28 protein-coding genes are annotated in these 26956 nt (G+C 63.4%); 19 read left to right on the forward strand and 9 right to left on the reverse strand.

Annotated elements, in window-relative coordinates; genetic code table 11:
* Positions 1–114: 114 nt before the first annotated feature.
* Entirely contained in the window at positions 115–618 is a 504-nt protein-coding gene (rimM, locus tag FGK63_RS18995; RefSeq protein ID WP_138845258.1) for a ribosome maturation factor RimM, read from the forward strand.
* 3 nt (positions 619–621) lie between these two features.
* Complete coding sequence (gene trmD, locus FGK63_RS19000) at positions 622–1419, forward strand: tRNA (guanosine(37)-N1)-methyltransferase TrmD (RefSeq protein ID WP_138845260.1); 798 nt, start codon at positions 622–624, stop codon at positions 1417–1419.
* Positions 1420–1423: 4 nt separating this feature from the next.
* On the opposite strand, the gene FGK63_RS19005 is transcribed toward trmD, so the two are convergent.
* Positions 1424–2224: a glycoside hydrolase family 25 protein gene (locus tag FGK63_RS19005; protein ID WP_138845262.1), complete on the reverse strand. Its 801-nt coding sequence runs from the start codon at positions 2222–2224 to the stop codon at positions 1424–1426.
* A 404-nt stretch (positions 2225–2628) separates the two neighbouring features.
* On the opposite strand from FGK63_RS19005, the gene rplS reads away from it, so the two are divergent.
* From rplS to FGK63_RS19025, 4 genes are all read left to right on the forward strand, one after another.
* Complete coding sequence (rplS, locus tag FGK63_RS19010; protein ID WP_138845264.1) at positions 2629–3012, forward strand: 50S ribosomal protein L19; 384 nt, start codon at positions 2629–2631, stop codon at positions 3010–3012.
* 11 nt (positions 3013–3023) lie between these two features.
* Positions 3024–3245 (forward strand): 50S ribosomal protein L31, encoded by a 222-nt coding sequence (gene rpmE, locus FGK63_RS19015; protein ID WP_138845265.1) that lies wholly within the window; start codon positions 3024–3026, stop codon positions 3243–3245.
* A gap of 104 nt (positions 3246–3349) precedes the next feature.
* Positions 3350–5269 (forward strand): DEAD/DEAH box helicase, encoded by a 1920-nt coding sequence (locus FGK63_RS19020; protein ID WP_138845267.1) that lies wholly within the window; start codon positions 3350–3352, stop codon positions 5267–5269.
* 131 nt (positions 5270–5400) lie between these two features.
* On the forward strand, positions 5401–6210 hold the full coding sequence (locus tag FGK63_RS19025) for a division plane positioning ATPase MipZ (RefSeq protein WP_138845269.1): 810 nt from the start codon (positions 5401–5403) through the stop codon (positions 6208–6210).
* Here the strand turns inward: FGK63_RS19025 and FGK63_RS19030 are convergent.
* Together FGK63_RS19030 and FGK63_RS19035 are read right to left on the reverse strand one after the other, a co-directional pair.
* Positions 6207–7442 (reverse strand): adenylate/guanylate cyclase domain-containing protein, encoded by a 1236-nt coding sequence (locus tag FGK63_RS19030; protein ID WP_138845271.1) that lies wholly within the window; start codon positions 7440–7442, stop codon positions 6207–6209. The genes FGK63_RS19025 and FGK63_RS19030 overlap by 4 nt on opposite strands.
* A gap of 60 nt (positions 7443–7502) precedes the next feature.
* Positions 7503–7955 carry a MarR family winged helix-turn-helix transcriptional regulator gene (locus FGK63_RS19035; RefSeq protein WP_171052712.1) on the reverse strand — a complete coding sequence of 151 codons (453 nt, stop codon included), beginning with the start codon at positions 7953–7955 and terminating at the stop codon, positions 7503–7505.
* Positions 7956–8012: 57 nt separating this feature from the next.
* On the opposite strand from FGK63_RS19035, the gene hmgA reads away from it, so the two are divergent.
* The 9 genes from hmgA (at position 8013) to FGK63_RS19080 (ending at position 16297) form a co-directional block, all read left to right on the forward strand.
* The gene (gene hmgA, locus FGK63_RS19040; RefSeq protein ID WP_138845273.1) at positions 8013–9368 is read left to right on the forward strand and encodes a homogentisate 1,2-dioxygenase; all 1356 of its coding nucleotides are present in this window, start codon (positions 8013–8015) and stop codon (positions 9366–9368) included.
* Positions 9369–9412: 44 nt separating this feature from the next.
* Positions 9413–10669, forward strand: coding sequence for a fumarylacetoacetase (gene fahA / locus FGK63_RS19045; protein ID WP_138845275.1), 1257 nt, complete (start codon positions 9413–9415; stop codon positions 10667–10669).
* Between the two features lie 10 nt (positions 10670–10679).
* A complete protein-coding gene (locus tag FGK63_RS19050; protein WP_138845277.1) occupies positions 10680–11630 on the forward strand; it encodes an MBL fold metallo-hydrolase in 951 nt (316 codons plus the stop codon).
* A gap of 141 nt (positions 11631–11771) precedes the next feature.
* Positions 11772–13394: an FAD-dependent oxidoreductase gene (locus tag FGK63_RS19055; RefSeq protein ID WP_138845279.1), complete on the forward strand. Its 1623-nt coding sequence runs from the start codon at positions 11772–11774 to the stop codon at positions 13392–13394.
* The gene (locus FGK63_RS19060; RefSeq protein ID WP_138845281.1) at positions 13387–13584 is read left to right on the forward strand and encodes a DUF2783 domain-containing protein; all 198 of its coding nucleotides are present in this window, start codon (positions 13387–13389) and stop codon (positions 13582–13584) included. The genes FGK63_RS19055 and FGK63_RS19060 overlap by 8 nt, the downstream gene beginning before the upstream one ends.
* A 5-nt stretch (positions 13585–13589) precedes the next feature.
* The gene (locus tag FGK63_RS19065) at positions 13590–14132 is read left to right on the forward strand and encodes a VOC family protein (protein WP_138845283.1); all 543 of its coding nucleotides are present in this window, start codon (positions 13590–13592) and stop codon (positions 14130–14132) included.
* Positions 14133–14201: 69 nt separating this feature from the next.
* A complete protein-coding gene (gene maiA, locus FGK63_RS19070) occupies positions 14202–14843 on the forward strand; it encodes a maleylacetoacetate isomerase (protein ID WP_138845285.1) in 642 nt (213 codons plus the stop codon).
* A 75-nt stretch (positions 14844–14918) separates the two neighbouring features.
* Positions 14919–15878, forward strand: coding sequence for an agmatinase (locus FGK63_RS19075; RefSeq protein WP_138845287.1), 960 nt, complete (start codon positions 14919–14921; stop codon positions 15876–15878).
* An 83-nt stretch (positions 15879–15961) separates the two neighbouring features.
* Positions 15962–16297: a DOPA 4,5-dioxygenase family protein gene (locus tag FGK63_RS19080; protein ID WP_138845289.1), complete on the forward strand. Its 336-nt coding sequence runs from the start codon at positions 15962–15964 to the stop codon at positions 16295–16297.
* A gap of 51 nt (positions 16298–16348) precedes the next feature.
* Here the strand turns inward: FGK63_RS19080 and FGK63_RS19085 are convergent, their stop codons facing one another.
* Positions 16349–17977: an acyl-CoA synthetase gene (locus FGK63_RS19085; RefSeq protein ID WP_138845291.1), complete on the reverse strand. Its 1629-nt coding sequence runs from the start codon at positions 17975–17977 to the stop codon at positions 16349–16351.
* Positions 17978–18196: 219 nt separating this feature from the next.
* Here FGK63_RS19085 and FGK63_RS19090 point away from each other — a divergent pair, with 219 nt between their 5' ends.
* Both FGK63_RS19090 and FGK63_RS19095 read left to right on the forward strand, forming a co-directional pair.
* Positions 18197–19594 carry an aminotransferase family protein gene (locus FGK63_RS19090; RefSeq protein WP_138845293.1) on the forward strand — a complete coding sequence of 466 codons (1398 nt, stop codon included), beginning with the start codon at positions 18197–18199 and terminating at the stop codon, positions 19592–19594.
* A gap of 186 nt (positions 19595–19780) precedes the next feature.
* Complete coding sequence (locus FGK63_RS19095) at positions 19781–20314, forward strand: outer membrane protein (RefSeq protein ID WP_138845295.1); 534 nt, start codon at positions 19781–19783, stop codon at positions 20312–20314.
* 49 nt (positions 20315–20363) lie between these two features.
* Here FGK63_RS19095 and FGK63_RS19100 read toward each other — a convergent pair whose 3' ends face one another.
* Positions 20364–21347, reverse strand: a complete 984-nt coding sequence (locus FGK63_RS19100) for a quinone oxidoreductase family protein (protein ID WP_138845297.1) — start codon at positions 21345–21347, stop codon at positions 20364–20366.
* A 195-nt stretch (positions 21348–21542) separates the two neighbouring features.
* Here FGK63_RS19100 and FGK63_RS19105 point away from each other — a divergent pair, with 195 nt between their 5' ends.
* On the forward strand, positions 21543–22400 hold the full coding sequence (locus tag FGK63_RS19105; RefSeq protein ID WP_138845299.1) for a DUF2189 domain-containing protein: 858 nt from the start codon (positions 21543–21545) through the stop codon (positions 22398–22400).
* 54 nt (positions 22401–22454) lie between these two features.
* Here FGK63_RS19105 and FGK63_RS19110 read toward each other — a convergent pair whose 3' ends face one another.
* Positions 22455–23441 (reverse strand): NAD(P)H-quinone oxidoreductase, encoded by a 987-nt coding sequence (locus tag FGK63_RS19110; protein ID WP_138845301.1) that lies wholly within the window; start codon positions 23439–23441, stop codon positions 22455–22457.
* Positions 23442–23513: 72 nt separating this feature from the next.
* Complete coding sequence (locus FGK63_RS19115; protein ID WP_138845303.1) at positions 23514–24206, reverse strand: COQ9 family protein; 693 nt, start codon at positions 24204–24206, stop codon at positions 23514–23516.
* 112 nt (positions 24207–24318) lie between these two features.
* Between FGK63_RS19115 and rpsU the strand changes: the two genes are divergently transcribed.
* Positions 24319–24525: a 30S ribosomal protein S21 gene (gene rpsU / locus FGK63_RS19120; RefSeq protein WP_005614280.1), complete on the forward strand. Its 207-nt coding sequence runs from the start codon at positions 24319–24321 to the stop codon at positions 24523–24525.
* Positions 24526–24600: 75 nt separating this feature from the next.
* Here the strand turns inward: rpsU and FGK63_RS19125 are convergent, their stop codons facing one another.
* Positions 24601–25602, reverse strand: a complete 1002-nt coding sequence (locus tag FGK63_RS19125) for a DMT family transporter (RefSeq protein ID WP_138845306.1) — start codon at positions 25600–25602, stop codon at positions 24601–24603.
* A 112-nt stretch (positions 25603–25714) separates the two neighbouring features.
* Complete coding sequence (locus tag FGK63_RS19130) at positions 25715–26899, reverse strand: cytochrome P450 (protein ID WP_246044089.1); 1185 nt, start codon at positions 26897–26899, stop codon at positions 25715–25717.
* Positions 26900–26956 lie beyond the last annotated feature (57 nt).

A 26956-nucleotide genomic window follows, 5' to 3' on the forward strand; every position in this document is an offset into this window, starting at 1 on the left:
GCTCATGGCAACCGCCTTCATCGTCGGGGTATTCTACGAACGCAACGCCCATACCGACAGGTGTCTTGATGCCGGCGGGCGGGTCGTGTCCAACTTGTGCGAAGGAGGGCAGAGATGAGCGATCTGGTGTGTGTCGGTTCGGTCGCGGGTTCCTTTGGCGTGCGCGGCGAAGTGCGACTGAAAAGCTTTTGCGCCAACCCCGAGGACATCGAGACTTATTCGCCCCTGACCGACGAAACGGGTCAGGAGCGTTATCCGCTTGTCCTGACTCGCCCGGTAAAGAACGGCTTCGCGGCCCGTCTTGGCGGCATCGAGACCAAGGAACAGGCCGACGCAATCAAGGGTCTGCGCCTGTTCGCGCGCCGCGACCAGCTGCCTTCGCTGCCCGATGACGAATTCTACCATGCCGATCTGATCGGGCTCGAAGTCTATGACACCGGCGGCGCGCTGCTGGGGCGGGTCAAGTCGGTGCAGAACCACGGGGCCGCGGACCTGCTGGAAATCCACGGGCCCGGGCTGAAATCCACGGTGCTGCTGCCCTTCACGATGGCTGCGGTGCCCACGGTCGATCTGGCGCAGGGCCGCATCGTCGCCGACCCGCCGGAAGGGTTGTTCTGAGCCATGTCCGATACCCCCTCGCGCTCGCACGGCCGCAAGTCGATCCGTCCGGTCCTCAAACCCCGCGAACTCATGACCCCGACTCCGGACCTGCACGGGCTTTGGAAGGCGAAGGTCATCACCCTGTTCCCTTCGGCCTTTCCCGGCGTGCTGGGCGAAAGCCTGACCGGCAAGGCGCTGCAGGAGGGGCTGTGGCAGCTGGAAACCGTCGATTTGCGACAATTCGGCATCGGCAAGCATCGCAACGTCGACGACACGCCGGCGGGCGGGGGCGCAGGCATGGTGCTGCGCGCCGATGTGCTGGGCGACGCGATCGAACACGCGATGGCGGGCGTGCGCGGCAACTGGCCTATCATCTATCTCAGCCCGCGCGGCCGCCGCATGGATCAGCCGCTGATGCGAAACCTCGCCCGGTGCGACGGCGTCACCCTGCTCTGCGGCCGCTTTGAGGGCGTCGATGAGCGGGTGCTGGAGCACTACGGCGTCCAGGAAGTGTCACTGGGCGACTTCGTGATGACCGGGGGCGAGATCGCGGCGCAGGCGCTGATCGACGCGACGGTCCGCCTGATCCCCGGCGTTCTGGGCAACCAGGCCTCGGCCGAGGAGGAAAGCTTTTCCTCGGGGCTGCTGGAACATCCGCAATACACGCGCCCGGCCGAATGGAAGGGCAAGCCGATCCCCGAAGTGCTGATGTCCGGGCATCACGGCCGCGTCGAGGAATGGCGCCGCCGGATGTCGGAAGAGATCACCAAGGCGCGCCGCCCGGACCTGTGGGAGGTCTACAAGAACCGGGACGGCTGATCGGTCAGCGGATTACGCCCGCCTTCCAGCGCAGCCAGGTTTCAGGCGCGTCATGGAACACGTTGATGTCGACCTCGCCATCGATGCCCGGCACCAGGCCGGTTCCCGTGTACTGCCAGAACCGCCAGAACGCGCCCGGATAGACCTGTCGTGGATGGCCGGCGACCGAGCGCAACCAGAATTCGGTTCCGTGCAGGCGACCGATACCGGTGTCGCGATAGAAATCGACGGTGGTGTATACGATCGGCCTGCGGCCGTAATGGGCCTCCAGGATATCCAGGAAGATGTCCGCCTCGGCGCGGATTTTGTCGCCGTCGGGGCGAATGGTGCAAGTCTTGGAATAGGGCGTCCATTCCATGTCCAGCACATGCGGAAGATCCGCGCCGCGCGGCACGTGGCGAATGAACCACCTGGCTTGCTCGGCGGCCGGGCGGCAGAAATAGAAGTAATGATAGGCGCCCCAGGGCACGCCCGCGGCCTGCGCTCCACGCCGGTGGGTTTCGAATTTCGGATCCGCCACATCGCCGCCTTCGGTGGCCTTGATGAAGGCGAAGTTCACGCCGGCCGCACGGGCAACCTGCCAGTCGATGTTGCCCTGCCAGCGGGAAATGTCGATGCCGTGGATCGGGTAGGATTCGGGACCGCGCCCCTCCCACGAATGCGGATCGGCATCGCCGAACTTGGGATAGGTCACGAGCGAGCGCGCCTCGGCCCGATAGTCTGGCCCGGCGACGGGCTCGGGCGCGCGGCGGCCGCAGGAAACAACCACCACCAGCACCAGGAACAGCGACAGAACATTTCGCATCAAATCACCCTGCCTCGACGATCCACGAAGGAATCTGTTTTGTTTTGTTGCCGCCAGATTGCTTTTTTCACGGCGGATGGCAATGCTGCTGATGGCTGGGAACGGATTTCCCGCGACCCGACGCCGATATTCCGGGAAATCGCGCCTTCGGGGCTTGATCCCGGCCGTCAAATTCCCTAAACGACCGAAATCCGGAATCGCCTGCGGCGGCTCCGGCGTTTTGGCTTGCACCGTACCTGACCGCCCGGCTTTCTTCAGTCTCTGGCGCAAAACGGACAGGCCGGACCGAAGGAACATTCGACCTGACCTCTGGCGGGCCGCCTTTGCGGGATCCGATGGAGACCAAGAGCTCTCAGGCCGTGCGCAACTTCGTGGGCCAACCACGAGCAGATAGGAGAACTGCGATGGACCTGATCGCACAGCTCGAGGCGGAACAGATTGCCGCCCTGGGGAAAGAAATCCCCGATTTCAAAGCCGGTGACACCATCCGCGTCGGCTACAAGGTGACCGAAGGGTCGCGCACCCGTGTGCAGAACTACGAAGGCGTCTGCATCGCGCGCAAGAACGGCAATGGCATCGCCGGCTCGTTCACCGTCCGCAAAATCTCGTTCGGCGAAGGCGTGGAGCGCGTGTTCCCGCTGTACTCGACCAACATCGACAGCATCACCGTTGTCCGCCGCGGCAAAGTCCGCCGCGCCAAACTGTACTACCTGCGTTCGCGCCGCGGCAAATCCGCCCGTATCGCAGAAGTCACCAACTACAAGACCAAGGCCGACGCCGAGGCGTAAGGAGCGGATCCATGAAAAAAGACATCCATCCCGACTACCACCTCATCGACGTCAAGCTGACCGATGGCACCGTGGTTCAGATGAAATCCACCTGGGGCGCCGAAGGCGACACCCTTGCCCTTGAGATCGATCCCGCATCGCACCCGGCCTGGACCGGCGGCTCCTCGCGCCTGATGGATGCCGGCGGCCGCGTGTCGAAATTCAAGAAGAAATACGAAGGCCTCGGCTTCTAAGCCGTTCAAGCCTGTTCAGACGCCAAAGGCTGCCTTTGCGAAGGCAGCCTTTTTTGATTTTCCCCATCCGCGCGCGTCCTTGCCCGCGAGAAAGCTGTCCCCTCGTGAAACAAGCCCTTGCCGACGCGCTTCAAGAACGCGGCTATGATACCCTGACCCCCGTGCAGCAGGCCGTGACCGAACCGGAACTGGAGGGCCGCGACCTGCTGGTTTCGGCGCAGACCGGTTCCGGCAAGACCGTAGGTTTCGGCCTGGCGCTGGCGCCGACCCTGCTGGACGGCGAAACTTTCGATGATGCGGCCGAACCGCTGGCATTGATCATCGCGCCGACCCGAGAGCTGGCGATGCAGGTAAAGCGCGAACTGGCCTGGCTCTATGCGAAAACCGGCGCCGTCGTGGCATCCTGCGTAGGGGGCATGGACATGCGCGACGAACGCCGCGCGCTGGAGCGGGGCGCCCATATCGTCGTCGCCACGCCCGGCCGGCTGCGCGACCACATCATGCGCGGCTCGATCGACCTGACCCGGGTGCGCGGCATCGTTCTGGACGAGGCCGATGAAATGCTGGACCTCGGGTTCCGCGAGGATCTCGAGGTCATTCTCGGCGAAGCGCCCGAAACCCGCAGAACCCTGATGTTCTCGGCCACCGTGCCAAAGGGTATCGCCGCGCTCGCGCAAAGCTATCAGAAGGACGCACAGCGCGTCACGGCGCTGGCCGAGTCCCGGCAGCATGCGGATATCGAGTACCGGCTGATGCAAGTGGCTCCGCAGGACGCGGAAAACGCCATCATCAACGTCCTGCGGTACTACGAGGCGCCCAATGCCATCGTTTTCGCCAACACGCGCGCCATGGTGAGCCGCCTGACGACGCGCCTGTCGAACCGCGGGTTCTCGGTCGTGGCGCTGTCGGGCGAATTGACCCAGAGCGAGCGCACCAACGCCTTGCAGGCCATGCGTGACGGACGGGCGCGGATCTGTGTGGCGACCGACGTCGCCGCCCGCGGCATCGACCTGCCCGGCCTCGATCTGGTGGTCCACGCCGAACTGCCGTCCAACCACGAGACCCTGCTGCACCGGTCGGGCAGAACCGGGCGGGCGGGCCGCAAGGGCGTGAGCGTCCTGATCGCGCCGCCAAAGGTCCGCGCCAAGGCGCAACGCCTGCTGGGCTGGGCCAAGGTCAGTGCGGAAACCTGCGAAGCGCCCTCGGCCGAGGCCGTTCTTGAGCGTGACGAAACCCGAATGCTGGCCGACCCCGCCTGGCAGGAGCAACCGAGCGATACGGAACAAGCCGCGGCGGCACGGCTGCTGGAGCGGTTTTCGCCCGAGCAGATCGCGGCAGCCTTCCTGCGCCTCTATCGCAGCCGCCATTCGGCGCCCGAGGAACTTGGCGCGGTCCAGATGGAAAAACGCCAGAAAACCCGAGCCGAGTTCGGTCCAAGCGTGTGGTTCTCCATATCGGGCGGCCGGGCTGCGGGCGCGGAACCGCGCCACTACCTGCCGATGCTGTGCAAGGCCGGCGACCTCGACCGCGACGCGATCGGCGCGATCCGCGTGCAGGACCGGGAAACCTTCGTCGAGATCAGGGAAGCAGCCGTTGAGGGGTTCCTGAAAGCCCTCGATGGCAGGACCGAGATCGAGCCGGGCGCGGTTCTGACTCGCCTGGCCAATGCCCCCGACATCAAGACTTCGCCGCGCCCGCCAATGAAGTCAAAGCCGGCGCCTCATCGCGGCAAGGGCGCCAAACCGGCGAAATCCGCGCGGCCGCCCCACAAGATCAAGTCACCGGAGGATCGCCCAGACCCGGCGCCGGAGCGGCCCGCCGCAGCAGCCAAACCCAAGCGGAAACCGCCCGCAAAGGCAGGACACAAACCCAGGGAACAGACCCGCAAAGGCCCGCAACCCCCTGTCGGGAAACCGAATAGCAAAAAGAACAAGGCGCGGCGTGCCGCAGATGGACGAACGCCGACCCCAAAGGGCGGAGACGCGCGGCCGCATCGGGCCACGAAAAAGCCCAAGGCACGTTGATGCAACCGGGGCGCAGGTCTGGCAGGACTTGCGCCTTTCCTGTCTCTCACAGCTTTTCTTACAAGAGAACACAACATATAGTGGCTCTAACAAAATCGTGGTGAAGCGAGACTGACAAGGGACTATTGGCAATGGCGCACATCATCGTCGTCGGAAACGAAAAGGGCGGGGCGGGCAAATCCACGGTCTCGATGCATGTGGCGACGGCGCTGGCGCGGCTTGGCCACAAGGTCAGCTCGCTGGACCTGGACCTGCGGCAGCGCACCCTGGGGCGCTATTTCGAGAACCGCCGCAGCTTCATCAACGGCTCGGAACTGAAACTGCCAAGCCCCTACCACCACGATCTGCCGGAAATCGACCCCGCCTCGCTGAAACCGGGCGAGAACATCTATGACCACCGCCTGTCCGCCGCGGTGGCGGAGCTGGAAAGCGACAGCGACTTCATCCTGATCGACTGCCCGGGTTCGCACACGCGTCTCAGCCAGGTGGCGCATTCATTGGCGGATACGCTCATCACGCCGCTCAACGACAGTTTCATCGATTTCGACCTGCTGGCGCGGATCGACACCAAGGGCGAAAAGATCCTGGGGCCTTCGGTCTATTCCGAAATGGTCTGGAACGCCCGTCAACTGCGCGCGCAGGCCGGGTTGAAGCCGGTCGACTGGGTCGTGGTCCGCAACCGCGTCGGCACCCAGCGCATGGTCAACAAGGAGAAGATGCAGCGCGCCATCGACATGCTGTCCAAGCGCATCGGGTTCCGCGTGGCCTCGGGCTTTTCCGAGCGCGTCATCTTCCGCGAACTGTTCCCCCGCGGCCTGACCCTGCTTGACCTCAAGGATATCGGCGTCAAGCAGCTGAACATCTCGAACATCGCGGCGCGTCAGGAATTGCGCGACATGATGAAGGAACTCAACCTGCCCGGCGTCGAAATCGACTTCTAACCGGACGGGCTGTAGAGCGTGAAAAGCTCCTTGGGTTCGGGCACGCCGCGCAGCATGTAGCGGCCCAGCGAAACCAGATCCTGTCCGCCGCTGCCCGCCGCGCGGGCGACATCATCCGAGATCAGTATCCTCTGGTCCAGCGCCCGGTGCATTCCGGCGATGCGCGCGGTCTGGTTCACCGCTGGTCCGATGACGGTGAAGTCCAGTCGGCTTTCCGCCCCGATATTGCCATAGAGGATCTCGCCCGCGTGCAGGGCGAGGGTATAGTTCGCCGCCGGCAATCCCGCGGTTTCGCGCTCGGCGCTCTTTTCGGCCATACGCCGCTGAAGAATGGTGACCGCCTGCAGCGCCGCCTGCACATCCTCTTCGATTTCACCGACGTCGAACATCGCCATCAGACCATCACCCATGAATTTAAGGATGTTGCCGCCACAGGACTCGACGACGTCGACCGCGACTGCGAGGTAGTCGTTCAGCATCGCGATGATCTCGGGACCGGGAATCCGCTCGGACAGGCTGGTGAAATCCTGCAGATCGAAGTTCCAGATCACCGCGTCTATCTTTTGCAGCGATCCGCGCCGGATTTCACCCGACAGCACACGATGTCCCGCATCCCGGCCCAGGTAGACCCGCAGCAGGTCCTGCGCCATTTTCCGGTTGGCGGCGGATTTCAGAGCCAGCCCGAGATATGGCAGGCCCGAACGGATGAACGACAGGTGGCTGTCCTCGAATCCGCCGGTGTGATCGGTGGTCCAGGACAGAAGTACGCCTTCGGGAACGTTTTCCGGGTCGATCGGCGCCCCTGGGGTCAGCTTTTCAAGCACGACCGCCATCGCGACGTAGTCGGTCGCACCCTTCTCGCGCAACTCGTTGAGCAAGGGAAACCGGCTGGATTCGTTCTGATCGACCAGTTTTTCACGCAACTCGCTGGACCCGGTCCTGAGCAGCTCGTAGAGCGGGCTGGCGAGCCATTGCTCTTGCGGGACATCGCGATGCTCGTAGTTCTCGTGTTCGCTGTCCTGATCCCGGTACCAGCTGTATCCCGTGCCTCCGTATGTCGGGTGAAACGCGCTCTGCGCCGCATGGAAACGCACCAGGGGCACGCCGGCCTCGACAAGCCGCACACAGTAGCCTTCCAGGATTTCCTGCTGCTCGGCGCCTTCCAGCCCCTGTTTGAGCAGCCAGTGAACCAGGCTGCCGTTTTCCTGGGGGTTTGCGTGGCTCGTCGTCATCAGGGGTCTCCGTTCCGCCCATGTCCGATCTGGGGTCGTCAACCGCGGATTACCAGTGCATCACTCCATCCCGGCCAGCCGACGCAGCATCATGCGCAACAATGCCGCCTCGCCTCTGGTGAAATGCGCTGCGAGCTTGGCGTCGTATTCCTCGGCGATGCCGCGCAACTCGCGATACACTGCCGCCCCGTTGGCCGTCAGAGTCAACCGTTCGACGCGCCGGTCCTTGTCGTCGCGCGTTCGGGTCAGATAGCGGCGTTGTTCCAGCTTGTGCACGGCCCGGCTGATCTTGGTCTTGTGGATCTTGGCGCGCTCACCGATCTCCTTGGCGGTCATTTCGCCGTAATTCCCCAGATGGAACAGCACCCGCCACTCGGTGCGCAGCATACCGTAGCGATTCTTGTAGACCTGCTGGAATTCCAGCGAACTTTCCTCGGCGGCCTGATTCAGCAGGAAAGGCAGGAAATTTCGCAGGTCGAAGTCATCTTTTTCGGTGATTTTCGCATTTGCCATGCTTGTTAGTTACAAAATCAACTATTATCCGACAAGCAGCAAACGGAGGAACGCGCCATGAATCGTCCGACTAACCCGCACAAACTGACCCAAGCCGGCACGCCTGTCGGCACCACCGAAGGTTATATGCCCGGATTCGGAAACGACTTTGAGACCGAGGCCCTGCCTGGCGCCCTGCCGCAGGGCATGAACAGCCCGCAAAAATGTAACTATGGGCTTTATGGCGAACAGCTGAGCGGCACCGCCTTCACCGCGACGGTACCGGAGCGGACCTGGTGCTACCGCATCCGCCCCTCGGTGAAACACTCGCATCGTTATGCGAAGATTGACCTGCCCTATTGGAAATCCGCGCCCTGCGTGGACCCGGACGTGATCAGCCTCGGCCAGTACCGATGGGATCCGGTGCCGCATTCCGACGAGGGGCTGACCTGGCTCACCGGTATGCGCACCATGACCACCGCCGGCGACGTCAACACCCAGGTCGGCATGGCCAGCCACATCTACCTCGTCACCGAATCCATGGTGGATGACTATTTCTTCTCGGCCGACAGCGAACTGCTGGTGGTGCCGCAGGAAGGCCGCCTGCGCTTCGCCACCGAGCTTGGAATCATCGACCTGGAGCCCAAGGAAATCGCCATCATCCCGCGCGGACTGGTCTATCGCGTCGAAGTGCTGGAGGGGCCGTGCCGCGGTTTCGTCTGCGAGAATTACGGCCAAAAGTTCGAACTTCCGGGCCGCGGCCCGATCGGGGCGAACTGCATGGCCAACCCGCGCGATTTCAAGACGCCGGTCGCCGCCTTCGAGGACCGCGACGCTCCTTCGACCGTTACCGTGAAATGGTGCGGCCAGTTCCACACCACCAATATCGGCCACAGCCCGCTGGACGTGGTCGCCTGGCACGGCAACTATGCGCCCTGCAAATACGATCTGCGCAACTACTGCCCCGTCGGCGCGATCCTGTTCGACCACCCGGACCCGTCGATCTTTACCGTCCTGACCGCGCCTTCCGGAGTGCCGGGCACGGCAAACATCGATTTCGTGCTGTTCCGCGAACGCTGGATGGTGATGGAGGGCACGTTCCGCCCGCCGTGGTACCACAAGAACATCATGTCCGAGCTGATGGGCAACATCTACGGCCAGTACGACGCGAAACCGCAGGGCTTCGTGCCCGGCGGCATGAGCCTGCACAACATGATGCTGCCGCACGGGCCGGACAAGGAAGCCTTTGAAAAGGCGTCGAACGCCAATCTGGGCCCGGACAAGCTGGACCGGACCATGTCCTTCATGTTCGAGACCCGTTTCCCGCAGCATCTGACTGCTTTCGCGGCCAACGAGGCGCCGCTGCAGGACGACTACATCGACTGCTGGACATCGCTCGAGAAAAAGTTCGACGGCACGCCCGGCAAGAAATGAGGACGGCGGGGGTTCGACCCGCCGCACCGAAGAAGGAAACACAAATGCCCCTGATGAAATCCTGGGTCGCCTCGGCCAACGACCCGAGCCATCCCTTTCCGCTCAACAACCTGCCCTACGGCGTCTTTTCGACCGCAGGCGCGGACCCGCGCTGCGGCGTCGCCATCGGCGACATGATCCTGGACGTCACCGCCGCCGAGGCCGAGGGTCTGATCGCGCTGAGCGACATCCCCCTGTTCGACGTGCCGTTCTGGAACGAGTTGATGGAAGAAGGCCCCGCCGTCTGGGCCGCCTTGCGCGAGCGTCTGATCGCGCTGCTGTCGGATGGGGCGGCCGAGCGTGAAAAGGTCGAACCGCTGCTGGTTCCGATGGACGCCGCCGAGTTGCACATGCCCTTCGCCGTCAGCGAATACACCGACTTCTACGCGGGCCGGAACCACGCCTTCAACGTCGGCACCATGTTCCGCGGGCCGGAAAACGCGCTGCCGCCCAACTGGCTGCACATCCCGATCGGCTACAATGGACGCGCGTCCTCGGTCGTGGTGTCTGGCACCGACATACGCCGCCCTTGGGGGCAGCTGAAATCCCCGGATCACGACAAGCCCGCCTTCCTGCCCTGCCGCCGCTTCGACATCGAGCTGGAGATGGGCGCGATCGTCGGCACCCCGTCCGACGGCCCGATCACCGTGCAGGAGGCAGACGACCACATCTTTGGCTACGTCCTGCTGAACGACTGGTCGGCGCGCGACATCCAGGCTTGGGAATACCAGCCTCTGGGTCCGTTCCAGGCCAAGGCGACCGCCACCTCGATCAGCCCGTGGATCGTGACCAAGGCGGCTCTGGAGCCGTTCCGCTGCGACACGCCTGCGCGCGAATTCGAGCTGCTGGATCACCTCAAGGACTGCGGCCCGATGCTATATGACATCGACCTTGAAGTGACGATGGCGCCCGAAGGCAAGGAGGCCACCACCATCGCGCGGACCAACTACAAGGAAATGTACTATTCCGCCGCGCAGCAACTGGCGCACCACACCACCTCGGGCTGCCCGATGAATACCGGCGACCTGCTGGGCTCGGGCACCATTTCCGGCGCGACCAAGCCGGAGCGCGGATCATTGCTCGAACTCAGCTGGGGCGGCAAGGAGCCGTTAACGCTGAACACCGGCGAAACACGCAGCTTCATCGAGGACGGCGACACGCTGACCCTCAAGGGCGCCGCAAAGGGTGATGGCTACACCATCGGGTTCGGCGATTGCGTCGGCTCGGTCCTGCCCGCCCTCGAAAACCCCTACGCACGATAAGGAAACCATCATGGCCAAGGCATTCGCGTCCCAGGGGGACATGACGGAAAAGAAGATCTCTTTCACCGAGGTTGGCGAAGGGCTTTACGCCTTTACCGCCGAGGGCGACCCGAATTCGGGCGTCATCATCGGCGATGACAGCGTGATGATCGTCGAAGCGCAGGCGACGCCGCGGCTTGCGAACAAGGTGATCGAATGCGTGCGCTCGGTGACGGACAAGCCGATCACCCATGTGACGCTGACCCATTATCACGCGGTGCGGGTGCTGGGCGCCAGCGCATTCGGCGCGCTGCAGATCATCATGTCGGACATGGCCCGCGCCATGGTCGTCGAGCGCGGACAGGAGGATTGGGACAGCGAGTTCCAGCGCTTTCCCCGTCTCTTCGAAGGGCATGAGAGCATCCCCGGTCTGACCTGGCCCACCACGACCTTCAGCGACACGATGACGGTCTATCTGGGCAACCGCCGGATCGATCTGATGCATCTGGGCCGCGCCCATACCGCCGGCGACATCGTGGTCCATGTGCCGGATCAGAACGTCATGTTCACCGGCGACATCGTGGAATACCACTCGGCCTGCTACTGCGGCGACGGGCATTTCGGCGACTGGGGCGACACGCTGGACGAAATCAAATGGTTCGATGTCGACGCCATCGCTCCCGGCCGCGGCGACGCGCTGATCGGTAAAGAGCTGGTGAACGCCGCCATCGAGAACACCCGCGACTTCGTCGAAAGCACCTATCGCCCCGCCGCCCGGGTGGCCGCCCGCAACGGCTCCCTGAAAGAAGCATGGGATGCGGTGCGCGCCGAATGCGATCCGAGGTTCGCGGATTACGCCATCTACGAACACTGCCTGCCGTTCAACGTCGCCCGCGCCTATGACGAGGCCCGCGGCATCGACACCCCGCGCATCTGGACCGCCCAGCGCGACCTCGAGATGTGGGAGGCCCTGCAAGGCTGACCCGGACCCCTGGGGCGATATTGATTCAGATCGTGTTGCCCCGGGAAAAACGATGAGACCATGGATCAAGACCTCCGCCGACCGCCCGGCGGAGAACAGGGAAGTTGCGCCCCGGGCGCACAGCATTTGGGAGGAGTGCCCGTGAACAAGATCTTCGAAGTACCGCTCTATGCCTACGAGCGCAGCCCCGATCAGGACGCCCCCTCGCCGGTGCGCCACAAGGTGATCGTGGTCGGCGCCGGGCCGATCGGCCTGGCCGCCGCCATCGACCTGGCCCAGCAGGGCGTCGAAGTGGTGGTGCTGGACGACAACGACAAGGTCAGCTTCGGCAGCCGCGCCATCTGTTTCGCCAAGCGCCCACTCGAGATTCTCGACCGCCTCGGATGCGGGCAACCGATGGTGGACAAGGGCGTGGTCTGGAACGTCGGCAAGGTCTTCTTCAACGACCGGGAGGTCTATGAGTTCAACCTGCTCCCGGAAAAGGGCCACGAGCGCCCGGCGTTCATCAACCTGCAGCAATATTATTTCGAGGAATACCTGGTGAACCGGGTCCGGGTGTTGCAGGCAGAAGGAGCGCCCATAGAAATCCGCGGCCGCAACAAGGTCGAAGCCGTCGGAACCCATCCGGATCACGTCAAGCTCGAGGTGGAAACGCCCGAAGGCGCCTATACGGTCGAGGCGGACTGGCTGATCGCCTGCGACGGCGCGGGCTCGCCCATTCGCTCGATGCTGGGGCTGGATTTCGTGGGTCGGGTGTTCGAAGACAACTTCCTGATCGCCGACGTGATCATGGAGGCCGATTTCCCGACCGAACGCTGGTTCTGGTTCGACCCGCCCTTCAACAAGGGGCAGTCGGCGTTGCTGCACAAGCAACCCGATGGCGTGTGGCGCATCGACCTGCAACTGGGCTGGGACATCGACAAGGAGCGCGAGAAACGCCCCGAGAACGTCATCCCGCGTCTCAAGGCGATGCTGGGCGACGATGTTCATTTCGAACTCGAATGGGTTTCGATCTACACGTTCCAGTGCCGCAGGATGGAGAAATTCCGGCATGGCCGGGTGATCTTTGCCGGCGACGCCGCGCACCAGGTCTCGCCCTTCGGCGCGCGCGGCGCGAATTCGGGTCTGCAGGATACCGACAACCTCTGCTGGAAGCTGAAGCTGGTCATGGACGGCAAGGCGCCGGAAAGCCTGCTGGACAGTTATGATGTCGAACGGCTCCACGGCGCCGACGAGAACATCCTGAATTCCACCCGCTCGACCGATTTCATCACCCCGAAATCCGTGATGTCCCGCATCCTGCGCGACGCGGTTCTGGACCTCAGCGAGCATTACGAGTTCGCCCGCCCGCTGGTGAATTCCGGCCGCCTCAGCGTGCCCTGCACTTATGACGGATCGCCGCTGAACTCGGCCGACGCGCTGGACGGGCCCGAACGGACGCGCCCCGGCTCGCCCTGCCCCGATGCGCCGGTCAAGGACGGGTTCCTGCTGCCAATGCTGGCCGGTAAGTTCACGCTGCTGACGATCGACACGGATGCGCCCGAGATGATCGAGGAAGACGGAATCGAGGTCACGCGTGTTGCGCTCTCGGTCAAGGACGACCCGACGCAGGAGCTCAAGCGCCGGTATCTCGGCAACGCCGAAAGCGCCGTCTACCTGATCCGGCCGGACCAGCATGTCGCCGCGCGCCGTCCGAATTTCGATGAACCCATGATCCGGCAGGCGATCCGCCGGGCCGCCGGAAAGGAGCACGCCCATGTCTGACCTCATCCTGAAGCCGAACATCGACGACGCCGATGAATTCTATGCCGACCTGCTGGCGGCCCACGAGGGGCTGGACAAGGCGGACAGCGACGCGCTGAACGCCCGCCTGCTGCTGGTACTGGCCAACCATATAGGCGACCGCACGATCCTGAGCCAGGCGCTCGCGGCCGCCACCCTGAAAAAGGAGTGAACCCCATGAAAATCGAACAGATCCACCACGTCGCCTATCGCTGCAAGGACGCAAAGGAAACCGTCGAGTGGTACGGCAAGATGCTGAACATGGATTTCATCCTCGCGATTGCCGAGGATCACGTCCCGTCGACCCACGAGCCCGACCCCTACATGCACCTGTTCCTGGATGCCGGGAACGGCAACGTTCTGGCCTTCTTCGAACTGCCGACCAAGCCCGAGATGGGTCGCGATCCGAACACGCCGAAATGGGTGCAGCACATCGCCTTCAAGGTGAAGGACCGTGACGAACTGATCAAGTTCAAGGACCATCTGGAGGCCAATGGCGTCGAGGTTCTGGGCGTCACCGACCATTCGATCTTCCATTCGATCTACTTCTTCGACCCGAACGGTCACCGGGTCGAACTGGCCTGCCCTGATCCGGAGGAAGAGGCGATGCTGGCTAAGCTCGACGCGGTGAAATGGGAGATGCTCGAAGAATGGTCCAGGACCAAGAAGGCGCCCAAACATGCGGACTGGCTGCATGCCAAGGAACTGAATAAGGTCTGACCGCGAGAGAGACCTTGCAATACCGGCAACCGGCGCGCGCCGGTTGCCTTGCCTTTCTGGAGGAACGGGATGAGCGAAGTGGTGCTCTATGACTATTGGCGATCGTCGGCCAGCTACCGGCTGCGGATCGCGCTGAACCTTGCGGCCATCCCCTACACCTCGATCCCGGTGGACCTGACCAAGGGTGAGCAGCGCAGCCCCGACCACCTGGCCCGCAACCCGCAGGGCCTTGTTCCGGTTCTCAAAATCGATGGGCTGCAGCTGACGCAATCCCTGGCGATCCTCGACTACCTGGATCAGACCCGCGGCCTGGACCTGCTGCCCACCGATCCGGCCGCCCGCGCCAGGGCGCAGGCGCTGGCCCATGCGATCGCGGTGGATATTCACCCGGTCTGCAACCTGCAGGTGGCCCGGCACGCGACCGCCTTGACCGGCGGCGCCGAAGGGATGCCGGGGGATTGGATGAAGCATTTCATCCGGCCCGGGCTGATGGCGTTCGAAACCATGCTGGCCGGGTTCGAGCAATCCCCCTTCTGCACCGGCAGCACGCCCGGGTTGGCCGATATCTGCCTCATGCCGCAGATCTACAACGCGCGGAGGTGGGAGGTGAAACTGTCGGACATGCCGCGCATTCTAAGCGTCGAGGCTGCCTGTTCCGAACTCCCGGCCTTTGCCGCCGCGCATCCGGATGCCTGCGCGCCGGCGGGCTGAAACGTACCTTCCCACTGGACAGCGACCCTGGCCTCTCTCTTACTGTAGGACGACAACGCATGAGGAGAGCGCGTCATGGCGAAACAAGGATACGAAGGCGGGCGGCTGAACCTGCCGTTCGTCGGCATCTGCACGTTCGGGAAATACCCCTATGTCGAGGACTGGGACGCAATCGATGCCGATGTGGCGGTTCTGGGCGCGCCTTTCGATTTCGGCTGCCAGTGGCGTTCGGGCGCGCGGATGGGGCCTCGGGCCATTCGCGAGGCCTCAACCCTGTTCTCGTTCGGCCATGCCGGCGCCTATGACTTCGAGGACGACATCACTTACCTGGACCCGGCCAAGGTCACCATCGTCGATATCGGCGACGCCGATATCGTTCATACGGACACCCTGAAAAGCCACGCCAACATCGAATACGGCGTTCGCAAGATCCTCAAGGCCGGCGCGCTGCCTGTTGTCATCGGCGGCGACCACTCGGTGAACATTCCCTGCATCAACGCGTTCGACGATCAGGATCCGATCCATGTGGTTCAGATCGACGCCCATCTCGATTTCGTGGATGTACGCCACGGTGTCCGGTTCGGTCACGGCAATCCGATGCGCCGCGCCGCTGAAAAGCCGCATGTCACCGGACTGACCCAGATCGGCATTCGCAACGTCTCGTCCACGGCCAAGGACGGATACGACGCCGCGCGTGCCATGGGTTCGGACATCCAGTCGGTCCGGCATGTGCGCCGCATGGGAATCGACGCGATGCTGTCGCGGATCCCCGAAGGCGCGCGTTACTACCTGACCGTCGACATCGACGCCTTCGATCCCTCCATCGCGCCGGGCACTGGCACGCCAAGCCACGGCGGATTCCTGTATTACGAAGTGCTGGAACTGATCGACGGTCTGGCCCGGCGGGGCGAGATCGTCGGCATGGACCTGGTCGAAGTCGCGCCGGACTACGACCCGACCGGCGGCACCTCCGTTCTGGCGGCGCAGTTGCTGATGAACACGATCGGGCGCGTCCTGCATCACCGGAACCCTTGAACGCACACGATGTGTTGGCCGATGCGGAGTTGGAGATTTGCCGGAGAGCGTGCAGAATCGCGCTGACGCCGAAGGAGTTCTTCATGCCCGAAATCACCGGCTACCACGCCCACATCTATTTCGACGCCGACACGCAGGACACCGCGCGGCAGGTCTGCGAAGAGGCCGCGCGCCTGTTTCCGGTGCAGATGGGCCGAATGCATGCGCGCAAGGTGGGCCCGCATCCGCGGTGGAGTTGCCAGTTGGCGTTTGCGGCCGATGCCTTTGACCGGGTCATTCCCTGGCTGATGCTGAATCGGCAGGGGTTGACGGTATTCACGCATCCCGAGACCGGCGACCACCTGGCCGACCATCGTGACCGGGCGATCTGGATGGGCGAGACGCTGGAACTTGACCTGTCCATTTTCGACAAGTCCTAGCCAAACGGAAAGCCGCCGGACGGCGGCTTTCCGTCCGTTCCCGTCTCCCCGCTACAAGGACTTTGCCTGTTCGCGCAGAACGAATTTCTGGATCTTGCCGGTCGAAGTCTTGGGCAGAGCGCCGAACACCACCGTCTTGGGCGCCTTGAAATGGGCCATGTTGTCCCGGCAAAAGGCGATCAGTTCCGCATCGGTCGCCTCGGCGCCGGGCTTGAGCTCGACGAAGGCGCAGGGCGTTTCGCCCCATTTCTCGTCCGGGCGCGCCACCACGGCGGCTTCCATGACTGCCGGGTGCTTGTACAGGATCCCCTCGACCTCGACCGACGAGATATTCTCGCCGCCCGAGATGATGATGTCCTTGGACCGGTCCTTGAGCGCGATGTAACCGTCGGGATGCATCACCCCCAGATCGCCTGACGCGAACCAGCCGCCCTTGAATGCCTTGTCCGTGGCTTCGGGGTTCTTCAGATACCCTTTCATCACGATATTGCCCTGCATGAAGATCTCGCCCATGGTCTCGCCATCGGCCGGAACCGGCTCCATCGTCTCGGGATCGGCCACCATCAGGCCCGACAGCGCCACGTATTTCACGCCCTGCCGCACCTTAAGGGCCGCGCGTTCCGCGGCGCCTTTGTCGTTCCACCCGTCCTTCCAGGCGCAAACCACCGACGGGCCGTAGGTTTCCGTCAACCCGTAGACATGGGTCACGTTGATCCCCATCGCCTCCATCTTTTCGATGACGGCGGCCGGCGGCGGCGCGCCGGCGGTCATCGCCTTGATGTCGTGATCGAATTTCTTGAGTGCGTCCGGGGCGTTCGCCAGCATGTTCAGGACGATGGGCGCACCGCAAAAATGCGTCACCTTCTCCTCTCGGAAGGCGCGATAGATCGGCTCGTCCCGCACCGCCCGCAGACAGACCGAAACGCCCGCGTTGACGGCCATTGTCCAGGGAAAGCACCAGCCGTTGCAGTGAAACATGGGCAGCGTCCACAGATAGACCGAATGTTGCGGCATTCCCCAGGTCAGGATGTTCGAGGTCGCGTTCAGCGCCGCGCCGCGATGGTGATAGACCACGCCTTTCGGGTTGCCGGTCGTGCCCGACGTGTAGTTCAGCGCGATCGCGTCCCATTCGTCGCCCGGCAGCGACCACTCGAATTCGGGATCGCCCTCGGCCAGCAGCGCCTCGTAGGTCAGTGCGCCCAGTTTTTCGCCGCCGTCGAAGCTCGGGTCCTCGATGTCGATGACCAGGAGATCAGGCTTGTCGGCCTGCGCCAGCGCCTCTTTCACGACGCCCGAGAACTCGGGATCGACGATCAGCGCCTTGGATTCGGCGTGTTCCAGAATGAAGGCGATGATCGGAGCGTCGAGCCGGGTGTTGATGGCGTTCAGAACTGCTCCGGCCATCGGCACGCCGAAATGCGCTTCGTACAATTCGGGTATGTTGGCGGCGATGATCGAAACCGTGTCGCCGCGCCCGATCCCCCGCGACGCAAGCGCCCCGGCCAGCCGGCGGCACCGGGCATAGGTCTCCGCCCAGGTATACCGGCGATCGTTGTAGACGACCGACGGAAAGTCGGGATAGACCGCCGCGGTTCTCTCGATATAGGTCAGCGGCGAAAGGGCCGTGAAATTGGCCCGGTTTTTATCCAGATGGCGCTCGTATATATTTGGCGATGTCATCTGCCATTCCTCCCTGGTGGTCGAACCGAGTTTGAGCACAATCCCCGGGTTCTGACAAACCCGTAATGATACCTAACCGGACCGGACTGGCGATACGCGATCGGGCGAACTGGCCCTATAAAACGCTGGCCTTTCGCGATGATCTGGAACATGGAAAAAGTCTGCCCGGACGGGACAATTCCCGATTCCCGCACACGCCTTACATTGAAAGGACCTGTCATGGACGGCACGTTCAACGAAAACGACCTCAGCCGCGTGGTCGAAGCCGACCGCGCCCATATCTGGCACCACCTGATCCAGCACAAACCGTTCGAGACCAACGACCCGCGCATCATTGTCGAGGGCAAGGGCATGCGGGTCTGGGACCAGAAGGGCAAGGAGCACCTGGACGCCGTTTCCGGCGGCGTCTGGACCGTCAACGTCGGCTACGGCCGCGAGTCCATCTGCAAGGCGGTCTACGATCAGCTGATGAAGCTGTGCTATTTCGCCAACTCCGCCGGATCCATCCCAGGCGCGATCTTCGCCGAGAACCTGATCGCCAAGATGCCGGGCATGAGCCGGGTCTACTACACCAACTCGGGATCCGAAGCGAACGAGAAGGCGTTCAAGATGGTCCGCCAGATCGCGCACAAGCGTTACGGTGGAAAGAAGACCAAGATCCTGTATCGCGACCGCGACTATCACGGCTCGACCCTGGCGGCGATGTCGGCAGGCGGGCAGGATGAGCGCAACGCGCAATACGGTCCCTTCGCCCCGGACTTCGTGCGCGTCCCGCATTGCATGGAATACCGCAAGCATGAGCTGGGCCTGGAAGACCTGTCCGGCGAGGCGTTCGGTCAGGCGGCGGCTGATGCCATCGAACAGGTGATCCTGCGCGAAGGCCCCGACACCGTCGGCGCGCTGTGCCTCGAGCCGGTCACCGCCGGCGGCGGCGTGATCGAAGCGCCCGAGGGTTACTGGCAGCGGGTGCAGGAGATCTGCAAGAAGTACGAAGTGCTGCTGCACATCGACGAGGTGGTGTGCGGCGTCGGACGGACCGGTACCTGGTTCGGCTATCAGCAGTACGGCATCAAGCCGGACTTCGTGACCATGGCCAAGGGCGTCGCCTCGGGCTATGCGGCGATCGCCTGCATGGTGACCACCGAAGAGGTGTTCGACATGTTCAAGGACAATGCCGACGATCCGCTGAACTATTTCCGCGATATCTCGACCTTCGGCGGCTGCACCGCCGGCCCCGCCGCGGCGATCGAGAACATGCGCATCATCGAAGACGAGAACCTGCTGCAGAACTGCACCAACATGGGCGAGCGCATGATGGGCAACCTGCAGGCCCTGATGGACAAGCACAAGGTCATCGGAGACGTGCGCGGCAAGGGCCTGTTCCTTGGCGCCGAACTGGTGGCGGACCGGGCGACCAAAGAGCCGGTGAACGAGAAACAGGCGCAGGCCGTTGTGGCCGACTGCATGGCGCAGGGCGTCATCATCGGCGTGACCAACCGTTCGGTGCCCGGCAAGAACAACACGCTCTGCTTCTCGCCCGCGCTGATCGCCACGGCCGACGACATCGACCAGATCACCGACGCCGTGGACGGCGCCCTGGGACGCGTCTTCGGCTGAACGATCCTGCTCCCGCCGCCGTCTCCTTTTTGATGGCAGGCTTCCCTCGGAACCGGCGCACCTGATGCGCCGGTTTTTTCTTGCCTCGGACATTTAGTGATCCGGTCGCCCGACCGGCGCGTAGTGGTCGTTGGAAGCTCGCAGGCAAATGCGCTGCCGCGGCATTTCGAACGAAAGGATAGGATGATGACAGGAAAATTGGCACTTATCGCCTCGGTCGCGACCCTTGCGGCAGGATCGACCATGGCGCAATCGTCGGGCGATTGGACGGGGTTCTATGCCGGTGCCCAGATCGGCTACGCCGATATCGGCACCAGCCTTTCCGGCGTCGACGGAGATGGCGCGATCGGCGGCATCATCTTGGGTTACGATTATGACCTGGGCGATTGGGTTGTCGGCGGCGGCTTTGACTATGACTGGAGCGACGTCGATCTGTCCGGCGCGGCAACCGTCGAGGATGTCTGGCGCTTGAAGGCGCGGGCGGGCTACAAGGTCAACCCGCAAGGTCTGCTGTACGGGGTTGCAGGCTATGCCGAAGCAAGCACGGACACGCTCGGCAGCGATGACGGCTGGTTCGTCGGTGCAGGTTACGAACAGATCGTGGCACCGAACGTCAGCATCGCGGGCGAGCTGCTGTATCACGAGTTCGACAATTTCAACGCAACCGGGGTGGACGTTGACGCAACGACCATCCAGATCCGCGCGGCTTACCGCTTCTGAACGCATGTTTGCGAAATGAGCAGGCCCGGCACTAGGTGCCGGGCCCGTTTCACAACTCCAGAATGGTGCTGCCAGTCGTCTTCCGCGCCTCCAGCGCGCGATGGGCATCAGCGACCTGCTCCAGATGGAAGCGCTGGTCGATATGCAACTTGACCTCGTTCCCCTCGACCTTCCCGAACAGACGCCGGGCCATCGCCTGACAGATCGTATGATCGGCCACATGCGTCCACAAGGATGGCCGGGTCAGCTTGAGCGAGCCCTTCTGGCTCAGAATACCTATGTTCACCGGCGGCACTGGCCCCGAGGAATTGCCGAAGGAAATCATCATACCGAGCGGCTTGAGACAGTCGAGCGACCCTTCGAACGTGTCGGCCCCGACCGAGTCCATCACAGCGTCGACGCCCTTGCCATCCGTCAGTTCCCGCACCCGTTCGACGAAGTTCTCGGTCCTGTAATTGATGCAATGGGTTGCGCCGTTGAAATGCGCCAGCCGACATTTCTCGTCCGTGCCGGCCGTCCCGATCAGGGTGATCCCCTCGGACTTGGCCCATTGGCAGGCGATCAGCCCCACCCCACCGGCGGCCGCGTGGAACAGGACGGTATCGCCCCGCTTGAGCGGCGTCGTGCGGTGAAACAGGTACTCAACCGTCATGCCCTTGAGCATCATCGCCGCGGCCTGATCGAAGGAGATCGCATCGGGCAACGGGCAGACCTGCGCGGCCGGCATCACCCGCGCTTCGCAATAGGCGCCGGGCGGGACGGCGGCATAGGCCGCCCGCTGTCCGGGTTCGAGATGGGTCACATCCTCGCCCACCGCCTCGATGACGCCCGCGGCTTCCATGCCCAGCGCATGCGGCAGTTTCAGCGGATAGAGCCCGGTGCGCTGATAGACGTCGATGAAGTTCAGACCGCACGCATGATGCCGGATGCGGACCTCGCCCGGCCCCGGCTCGCCCAACGGCCGGTCCTCGAACTTCATGACCTCCGGCCCGCCGGTCTCGTGAATCACAACAGTGCGTGCAGTTTCGTGCATGGTTGCCTCCTCGTGTTTGACGCCAAGCTAGCATGTCTCTGCGGACTGGCAATCACCTGCATCTCGCAGAGGTGATTCGCCGGTGAGCGAAGATGTGATATCATCGTGACATGGCGTTGCCGGCTGATCCGGCCAACGGCAACCCGAAAGCCGGACATCTCCCGGGGCGCGACCACGCCAAGGAAAGGGAAGATCATGGCGAAAACAATTGGAAATCCGGTCAGTTGGTTCGCCCGCAACCTCGGAGCGACCAGCGACCACGTCACGGAAAGCGTAAGCCAGATCGGCAGCGCCGACACAAAGCACCTGCCCATGGTGCAAACCTTGACCATGCAGGATCTGCGCGCCTGCCTGAGAGCCGGTTATGACGATTTTCTGGCCGCCCGCGCGGACGCGGTCTTTGTCGTGCTTGTCTATCCTCTGGTGGGCCTGATCATGGTCGGGTTCGGGCTGCGCATGGACATGGTGCCGCTGCTTGCTCCATTGGTCATGGGTTTTGCCCTTATCGGCCCGGTCGCAGCCGTCGGGTTGTACGAAATCAGCCGCAGGCGGGAACGGGGTGACGAGGTGCATTGGCTGGACGCGTTCGGCGTCTTCCGCTCGCCGTCCTTCGGGGCGATCCTCGCGCTCGGCTTCTACCTGGTGATGATTTTTCTCGTGTGGCTGATGGTTGCCCAAGGCATCTACGCCAACACGCTTGGTCCAGAGCCGCCGGCATCGCTCGGCGCGTTCGTCGGCGATGTCTTCACCACCAGCGCCGGCTGGAGCATGATTCTGCTCGGTACCTGCGTCGGGTTCATCTTCGCCCTCGTGACACTCGCCATCAGTGTCGTCAGTTTTCCGCTGCTGCTTGACCGCAAGGTCGGCGTACCGGTGGCGGTCGTGACATCGTATCGGGTGTTCCGTCAAAATCCTGACGTCATTCTTGCATGGGGTTTCATCGTCGTCGCCTTGCTGGCGATCGGCTCGATCCCGCTTTTGCTGGGGTTGATCGTCGTGCTGCCGGTGCTTGGCCACGCGACCTGGCATTTGTACAGGCGCGCCATCGCCTGATGCCATCGGCACGGCGCGCGCGGAACCGGAGGTCCGCGCGCGCCCGTTCAATTCTCAGCCGGAAACCTTCAGAACGATCTTGCCGATATGGCCCGAGCTTTCCATCCGCGCATGGGCCGCCGCGGCGTCGGCCAGATCGAATTCGCTGTCCATCACCGGCGCCACTTTGCCGGCATCGAGCAGTGGCCAGACCGCTTCCCGCAAGTCCTGCGCGATCCGGGCCTTTGCCAGGTCGCTCTGCGGTCGCAGGGTGCTGCCGGTCAGCGTCAGGCGCTTGACCATCATCAGGGCAAAGTTCAGTTCGACCACCGGCCCTTGAAGAAAGGCGATTTGCACCAACCGTCCGTCGTCGGCCAGCGCCTTGACGTTGCGCGGGATGTAGTCGCCCCCGACCATGTCGAGGATCAGGTTCGCCCCGCCTTCGGTCCGCATCACCTTCACGAAGTCCTCTTCGCGGTAGTTGATCGCCCGCTCGGCACCCAGCTTCACACAGGCATCGCATTTTTCTGCCGAACCGGCCGTCGCGAACACGCGCGCGCCGAATGCATGGGCAAGTTGAATGGCCGTCGTGCCAATGCCGCTGGAGCCGCCATGGACGAGAAAACGTTCGCCGGCCTTCAGCCCGCCACGGGTGAAGACGTTGGACCAAACGGTGAAAAAGGTTTCGGGCAGGCAGGCTGCCTCTTTCATAGCCGTGCCTGCGGGCACCGGCAGGCAATGCGCTGCGGGCGTCGCCACGTATTCGGCATAGCCCCCGCCCGGCAGCAGGGCGCAAACCTTGTCGCCGACGGAAAGACCTTCGACTCCGGAACCGACGGCCACGACCTCGCCCGAGGCTTCCAGGCCGGGCAGATCGCTTGCGCCCGGCGGCGGGTCATAGGCGCCTGCGCGTTGCAGCGCATCGGGGCGGTTCACTCCGGCATAGGCAACCCTGAGGACCACCTGACCGTTTGCAGGTTCCGGCACGGGGCGCTGGGTCAGTTTCAGGACATCCGGCCCGCCGGGGCTGGTGATCTCGACGGCGCGCATCATCTGGGTCATCGGCAATCCTCCTTTGCGCAAGGCCTAACAGGCAGGTACGCCGAGGCATAGCTGCAAGCGACTGATTCTCGACTATTTCCGCGGGGACAGCGATCCCGGCAAATCCGAACCGGACCGCGACGGGGCGCGGATCTGGCCGGCCAGCCAGTTCGGCACCGCCAGAAAGGGCTTGAGCAGCGGGTTGGCATTGACCTGCGCCTTGACCTTTTCGAACTGCATCACGCCGTCGATCCGGCGATCCAGAAACTCCCACGTCGCCTGGTGATCCGACGTCTGGTCCCCCAGCCAATAGAGCAGGGTCGCGGAATAGACCGCCGAAAGCGATGCCCGCTTGGTATACCAGTTCACGTCGTCGGACGTGTCGCCCAGCGCGGTCCAGATCAGATCGCAAGTTTCCCAGACCGCCTTGGCTCCGTCTGCGGCGTGAGTCGGCAACGAAAACAGGGTCGCGCCGCGGCGCACGGCCTCCTTGTCCTCAACCGCTTCCAGACGGAACCGCACCGCCGCCGCAATCTTGTCCCGGAAGCGCATGTCGCCCAGATCTTCGGATCGCAACCTTTCGAGCATCGCGGCATCGCCCCGCGCATGAAAGGCAAGCGCCAGATCCACCGCGCCGCGCGGGCACACCGCACGGGCCAGAGCATCGTCCAGACCGGTGTCCGCGATGGCGGCACGAAAGCAAGTCTCGGACCAGCCATCGAAGGGCACATGACCAAGCGCGGCGTCCAGCAATTGCTCTTTCACATCCTCGTAGGGCATCGTCATTTCAGCTCTCCCGATTTCAACCCCAGTACTAGACAAGTTGGCGGGGCTTTGCTATACGGCGACTTCCTGCAAATTTCCTTGCAACTCAACTTAGAAAGGTGGTGACAACCACATGCAGGTTAGTGTTCGCGACAACAATGTCGATCAGGCGCTCCGTGCCCTGAAGAAAAAGCTGCAGCGCGAAGGCGTGTTCCGTGAAATGAAGCTCAAGCAACATTTCGAGAAGCCGTCCGAGAAAAAAGCGCGCGAGAAAGCTGAAGCGATCCGCCGTGCCCGTAAACTGGCGCGCAAGAAAGCCCAGCGCGAAGGTCTGCTCTAAGCATTCCCTCTCCAGCTTTGGATGACACTATTTGACGACCCCCGCGGCCCTGCCCGGGGGTTTGTCGTTTTCCCCCTAGCGTTGCCGCAGCAGGCTGGCCCCCTTGGGCCGCATCACCCGCCGACCGCGCAGGGTTTCACGGAACACGATCAGCAAGCCTGCGCCCCCGATCAGCGTCAGGCCGATCCACGTGGACATGTTCGGCAATGCGCCGAACATCAGGTATCCCCAAAGAACCGACCAAGGCAGATAGGTATATTCGAAGGTGGTCACGACGCTGGCCTCGGCCAGACGGTACGCCTGGCTGAGGGCAAAGAACCCGACGCCCGAGATGCCGCCCAGGGCAAGCAGCAACAGCCAGTCGGCCGGAGTTGGCGAAACCCAGTCCCGGTATAGAAATGCGATGCTTGGATGCGGCGAGCCTGACTCCAGCCCCGAAAAAACTGCGCCCAGCACCCCGCCCACTACGACGAAAAAGACCACCGCGAACAGTGACATCATCCCGCCGTTGCTGCGGTTGCCCAGACGCCGGGTGCAGATGATCGAGATGGCATAGCTGATCGCCGCCAGCAGCGCCAACACCGCCGCCGGTTCGAACACGGCCGCGCCCGGCTGCACGATGACGACCACCCCGACCAGCCCGACCGCGACAGCAAACCAGCGGTACAGACCGACCCGTTCGCTCAGGAAGACGGTCGCCAGGATGGTGACGAAGATCGGCGTCGAGAAGGTGATGGCCGCCGTCTCGGCCATGCCGATCGCCGCCAGCGCCATGTAGTAGGCCATGAAAAACCCGAACGTGGACGCCGCGCGCAGCAGTTGCAACGGGACGGAGCCCAGCTTGAGCGGCCAGAGCGACCCCTCGTACCAGGCGATCGCCGCCACCAGCGGCAGCGCGAAGACGCTGCGCCAAAACACGATCTGATGCACCGCGAACTCGCCGCTCAGGCTCTTGATGATGACGTCCTGTATGGGAAAAAGCGTGGTGGCCAGGAGCAACCACATGATGCCGACGACGGGCCGCGAGTCATATGCTGCGGCGGCGATCGGGGCGGAAAGGTGATAGGTGGCGGCCATCTGGGTCTCTCGGAACTCGGGTCCGGGACAGGCTGGCCGATCGGGAATTCAGGTCTTGCCGTTCCGCGACAGAAAGGTCGCATTCGGGCACCCGGAGCGAAATCCGGAACGCCTACCAAGTCACCCGCACTTCGAGCGGTCCGCGGAACGCCCAGCCTCCGAAGCGCCCCTCGCCCGCCAGGCTGAGATTTGGGAAGCGTTCGAACAGCATCGGCAGCGCCACGTCTCCGATCAGCGCCCGCGCCGCCCAGGCGCCGGCGCAGAAATGCGGGCCCGCGCCGAACGTGATGGCGGCCGAGATGTCCTGATCCAGATCGAACCTGTCCGGATTGGCGAAGACGGCCGCGTCCCGGTTTCCGGATCCGAACATCAGGAACACCCGGTCCTCGGGCTCGAAGGTCACGTCGTCCAGAAGATATCTCCGGGCCACGCGCCGGGGGGACATGCCGATGGGCGAGATCCATCGGGCATATTCCTCGAAGGCGTGTTTCCACTCCACCTCGCCCGAGCGCACGCGCGCCAGAGCCTCGGGATGCGACAGCAAGGCCCAGGCGGTGCCCGCTATCGCATCTCGGGGCTCATTCTGGCCGCCCGAGATCGCCAGCTTGATGTTCGCGCGCACCTGACCTTCGCTCAGACCCGCACGCCGCTGCACCGACAGAAGCGACATGTCGGGCGCGGCATCTTTCGCAGGGATCATCTCGTCGATGCAGGCGTCGATGGCGGCGGTGCAGGCATGGCAGTTCGCTTCGACATCCGGATCGCCGGCGTAGTTGGCGCAGCCGTCTATCATCCCCTGGCTCACGCGATCCATCTCGGCGGCGGTCATGTTGCTGAGGCCCGTGATGCTTTTCAGCGCTTCGCCAGAAACGGGCATCGCATAGTCGCGCACCAGATCGCAGCCGCCCTGCGCCGCAAGCCCGTCGAGCACCTTTTCCGCCGCCGCCCGGAACTGTGCTGTCCAGACCTGCTGCACCGTCTTTGGGGAAATGGTCGGAAAGATCGCCTTGCGATCGGCCATGTGCGCGTCGCCGTCCTTGCGCATCATGTTCTGACCCATGAGGACGGTCATCAACCCCTCGGGCTGGTCCGAGGAGAACACATCGATCTTCTTTTCGTTGACGAAGATGTCGTCGCGCCGGGTCAGCAAGGTGGCGCCAAGCTGCGGGACAAAAGCCACTGGGCAGTCGGTACGCATCCGCTTCAGATCCGGATAGGGGTCGGCCCAGAAGGCTTGCGGATCGATCTCGTAGACCGGGGCGTTCGACATCGGCGTTCCTCCCTTGCCCGCGATCATCGCATGCCAGGTTTTCTCCGTCAGCAAAAAGGCGGCCCCCGCAAGGACCGCCCGATT

Origin of the sequence: Ruegeria sediminis (assembly GCF_005938215.1) — a bacterium.
Classification (GTDB): domain Bacteria; phylum Pseudomonadota; class Alphaproteobacteria; order Rhodobacterales; family Rhodobacteraceae; genus Ruegeria; species Ruegeria sediminis.

Coding starts and splice junctions, on each gene's coding strand:
- FGK63_RS19080 (WP_138845289.1), top strand. CDS start 15,962: ATGCCCGAAATCACCGGCTACCACGCCCACATCTATTTCGACGCCGAC.
- FGK63_RS19115 (WP_138845303.1), bottom strand. CDS start 24,206: ATGACGATGCCCTACGAGGATGTGAAAGAGCAATTGCTGGACGCCGCG.
- FGK63_RS19085 (WP_138845291.1), bottom strand. CDS start 17,977: ATGACATCGCCAAATATATACGAGCGCCATCTGGATAAAAACCGGGCC.
- FGK63_RS19125 (WP_138845306.1), bottom strand. CDS start 25,602: ATGGCCGCCACCTATCACCTTTCCGCCCCGATCGCCGCCGCAGCATAT.
- trmD (WP_138845260.1), top strand. CDS start 622: ATGTCCGATACCCCCTCGCGCTCGCACGGCCGCAAGTCGATCCGTCCG.
- FGK63_RS19065 (WP_138845283.1), top strand. CDS start 13,590: ATGAAAATCGAACAGATCCACCACGTCGCCTATCGCTGCAAGGACGCA.
- rimM (WP_138845258.1), top strand. CDS start 115: ATGAGCGATCTGGTGTGTGTCGGTTCGGTCGCGGGTTCCTTTGGCGTG.
- FGK63_RS19060 (WP_138845281.1), top strand. CDS start 13,387: ATGTCTGACCTCATCCTGAAGCCGAACATCGACGACGCCGATGAATTC.
- rpsU (WP_005614280.1), top strand. CDS start 24,319: ATGCAGGTTAGTGTTCGCGACAACAATGTCGATCAGGCGCTCCGTGCC.
- FGK63_RS19075 (WP_138845287.1), top strand. CDS start 14,919: ATGGCGAAACAAGGATACGAAGGCGGGCGGCTGAACCTGCCGTTCGTC.
- FGK63_RS19095 (WP_138845295.1), top strand. CDS start 19,781: ATGACAGGAAAATTGGCACTTATCGCCTCGGTCGCGACCCTTGCGGCA.
- hmgA (WP_138845273.1), top strand. CDS start 8,013: ATGAATCGTCCGACTAACCCGCACAAACTGACCCAAGCCGGCACGCCT.
- FGK63_RS19005 (WP_138845262.1), bottom strand. CDS start 2,224: ATGCGAAATGTTCTGTCGCTGTTCCTGGTGCTGGTGGTGGTTGTTTCC.
- FGK63_RS19050 (WP_138845277.1), top strand. CDS start 10,680: ATGGCCAAGGCATTCGCGTCCCAGGGGGACATGACGGAAAAGAAGATC.
- FGK63_RS19130 (WP_246044089.1), bottom strand. CDS start 26,899: ATGATCGCGGGCAAGGGAGGAACGCCGATGTCGAACGCCCCGGTCTAC.
- rpmE (WP_138845265.1), top strand. CDS start 3,024: ATGAAAAAAGACATCCATCCCGACTACCACCTCATCGACGTCAAGCTG.
- FGK63_RS19025 (WP_138845269.1), top strand. CDS start 5,401: ATGGCGCACATCATCGTCGTCGGAAACGAAAAGGGCGGGGCGGGCAAA.
- FGK63_RS19105 (WP_138845299.1), top strand. CDS start 21,543: ATGGCGAAAACAATTGGAAATCCGGTCAGTTGGTTCGCCCGCAACCTC.
- FGK63_RS19110 (WP_138845301.1), bottom strand. CDS start 23,441: ATGACCCAGATGATGCGCGCCGTCGAGATCACCAGCCCCGGCGGGCCG.
- FGK63_RS19030 (WP_138845271.1), bottom strand. CDS start 7,442: ATGACGACGAGCCACGCAAACCCCCAGGAAAACGGCAGCCTGGTTCAC.
- FGK63_RS19090 (WP_138845293.1), top strand. CDS start 18,197: ATGGACGGCACGTTCAACGAAAACGACCTCAGCCGCGTGGTCGAAGCC.
- fahA (WP_138845275.1), top strand. CDS start 9,413: ATGCCCCTGATGAAATCCTGGGTCGCCTCGGCCAACGACCCGAGCCAT.
- FGK63_RS19035 (WP_171052712.1), bottom strand. CDS start 7,955: ATGGCAAATGCGAAAATCACCGAAAAAGATGACTTCGACCTGCGAAAT.
- FGK63_RS19100 (WP_138845297.1), bottom strand. CDS start 21,347: ATGCACGAAACTGCACGCACTGTTGTGATTCACGAGACCGGCGGGCCG.
- maiA (WP_138845285.1), top strand. CDS start 14,202: ATGAGCGAAGTGGTGCTCTATGACTATTGGCGATCGTCGGCCAGCTAC.
- rplS (WP_138845264.1), top strand. CDS start 2,629: ATGGACCTGATCGCACAGCTCGAGGCGGAACAGATTGCCGCCCTGGGG.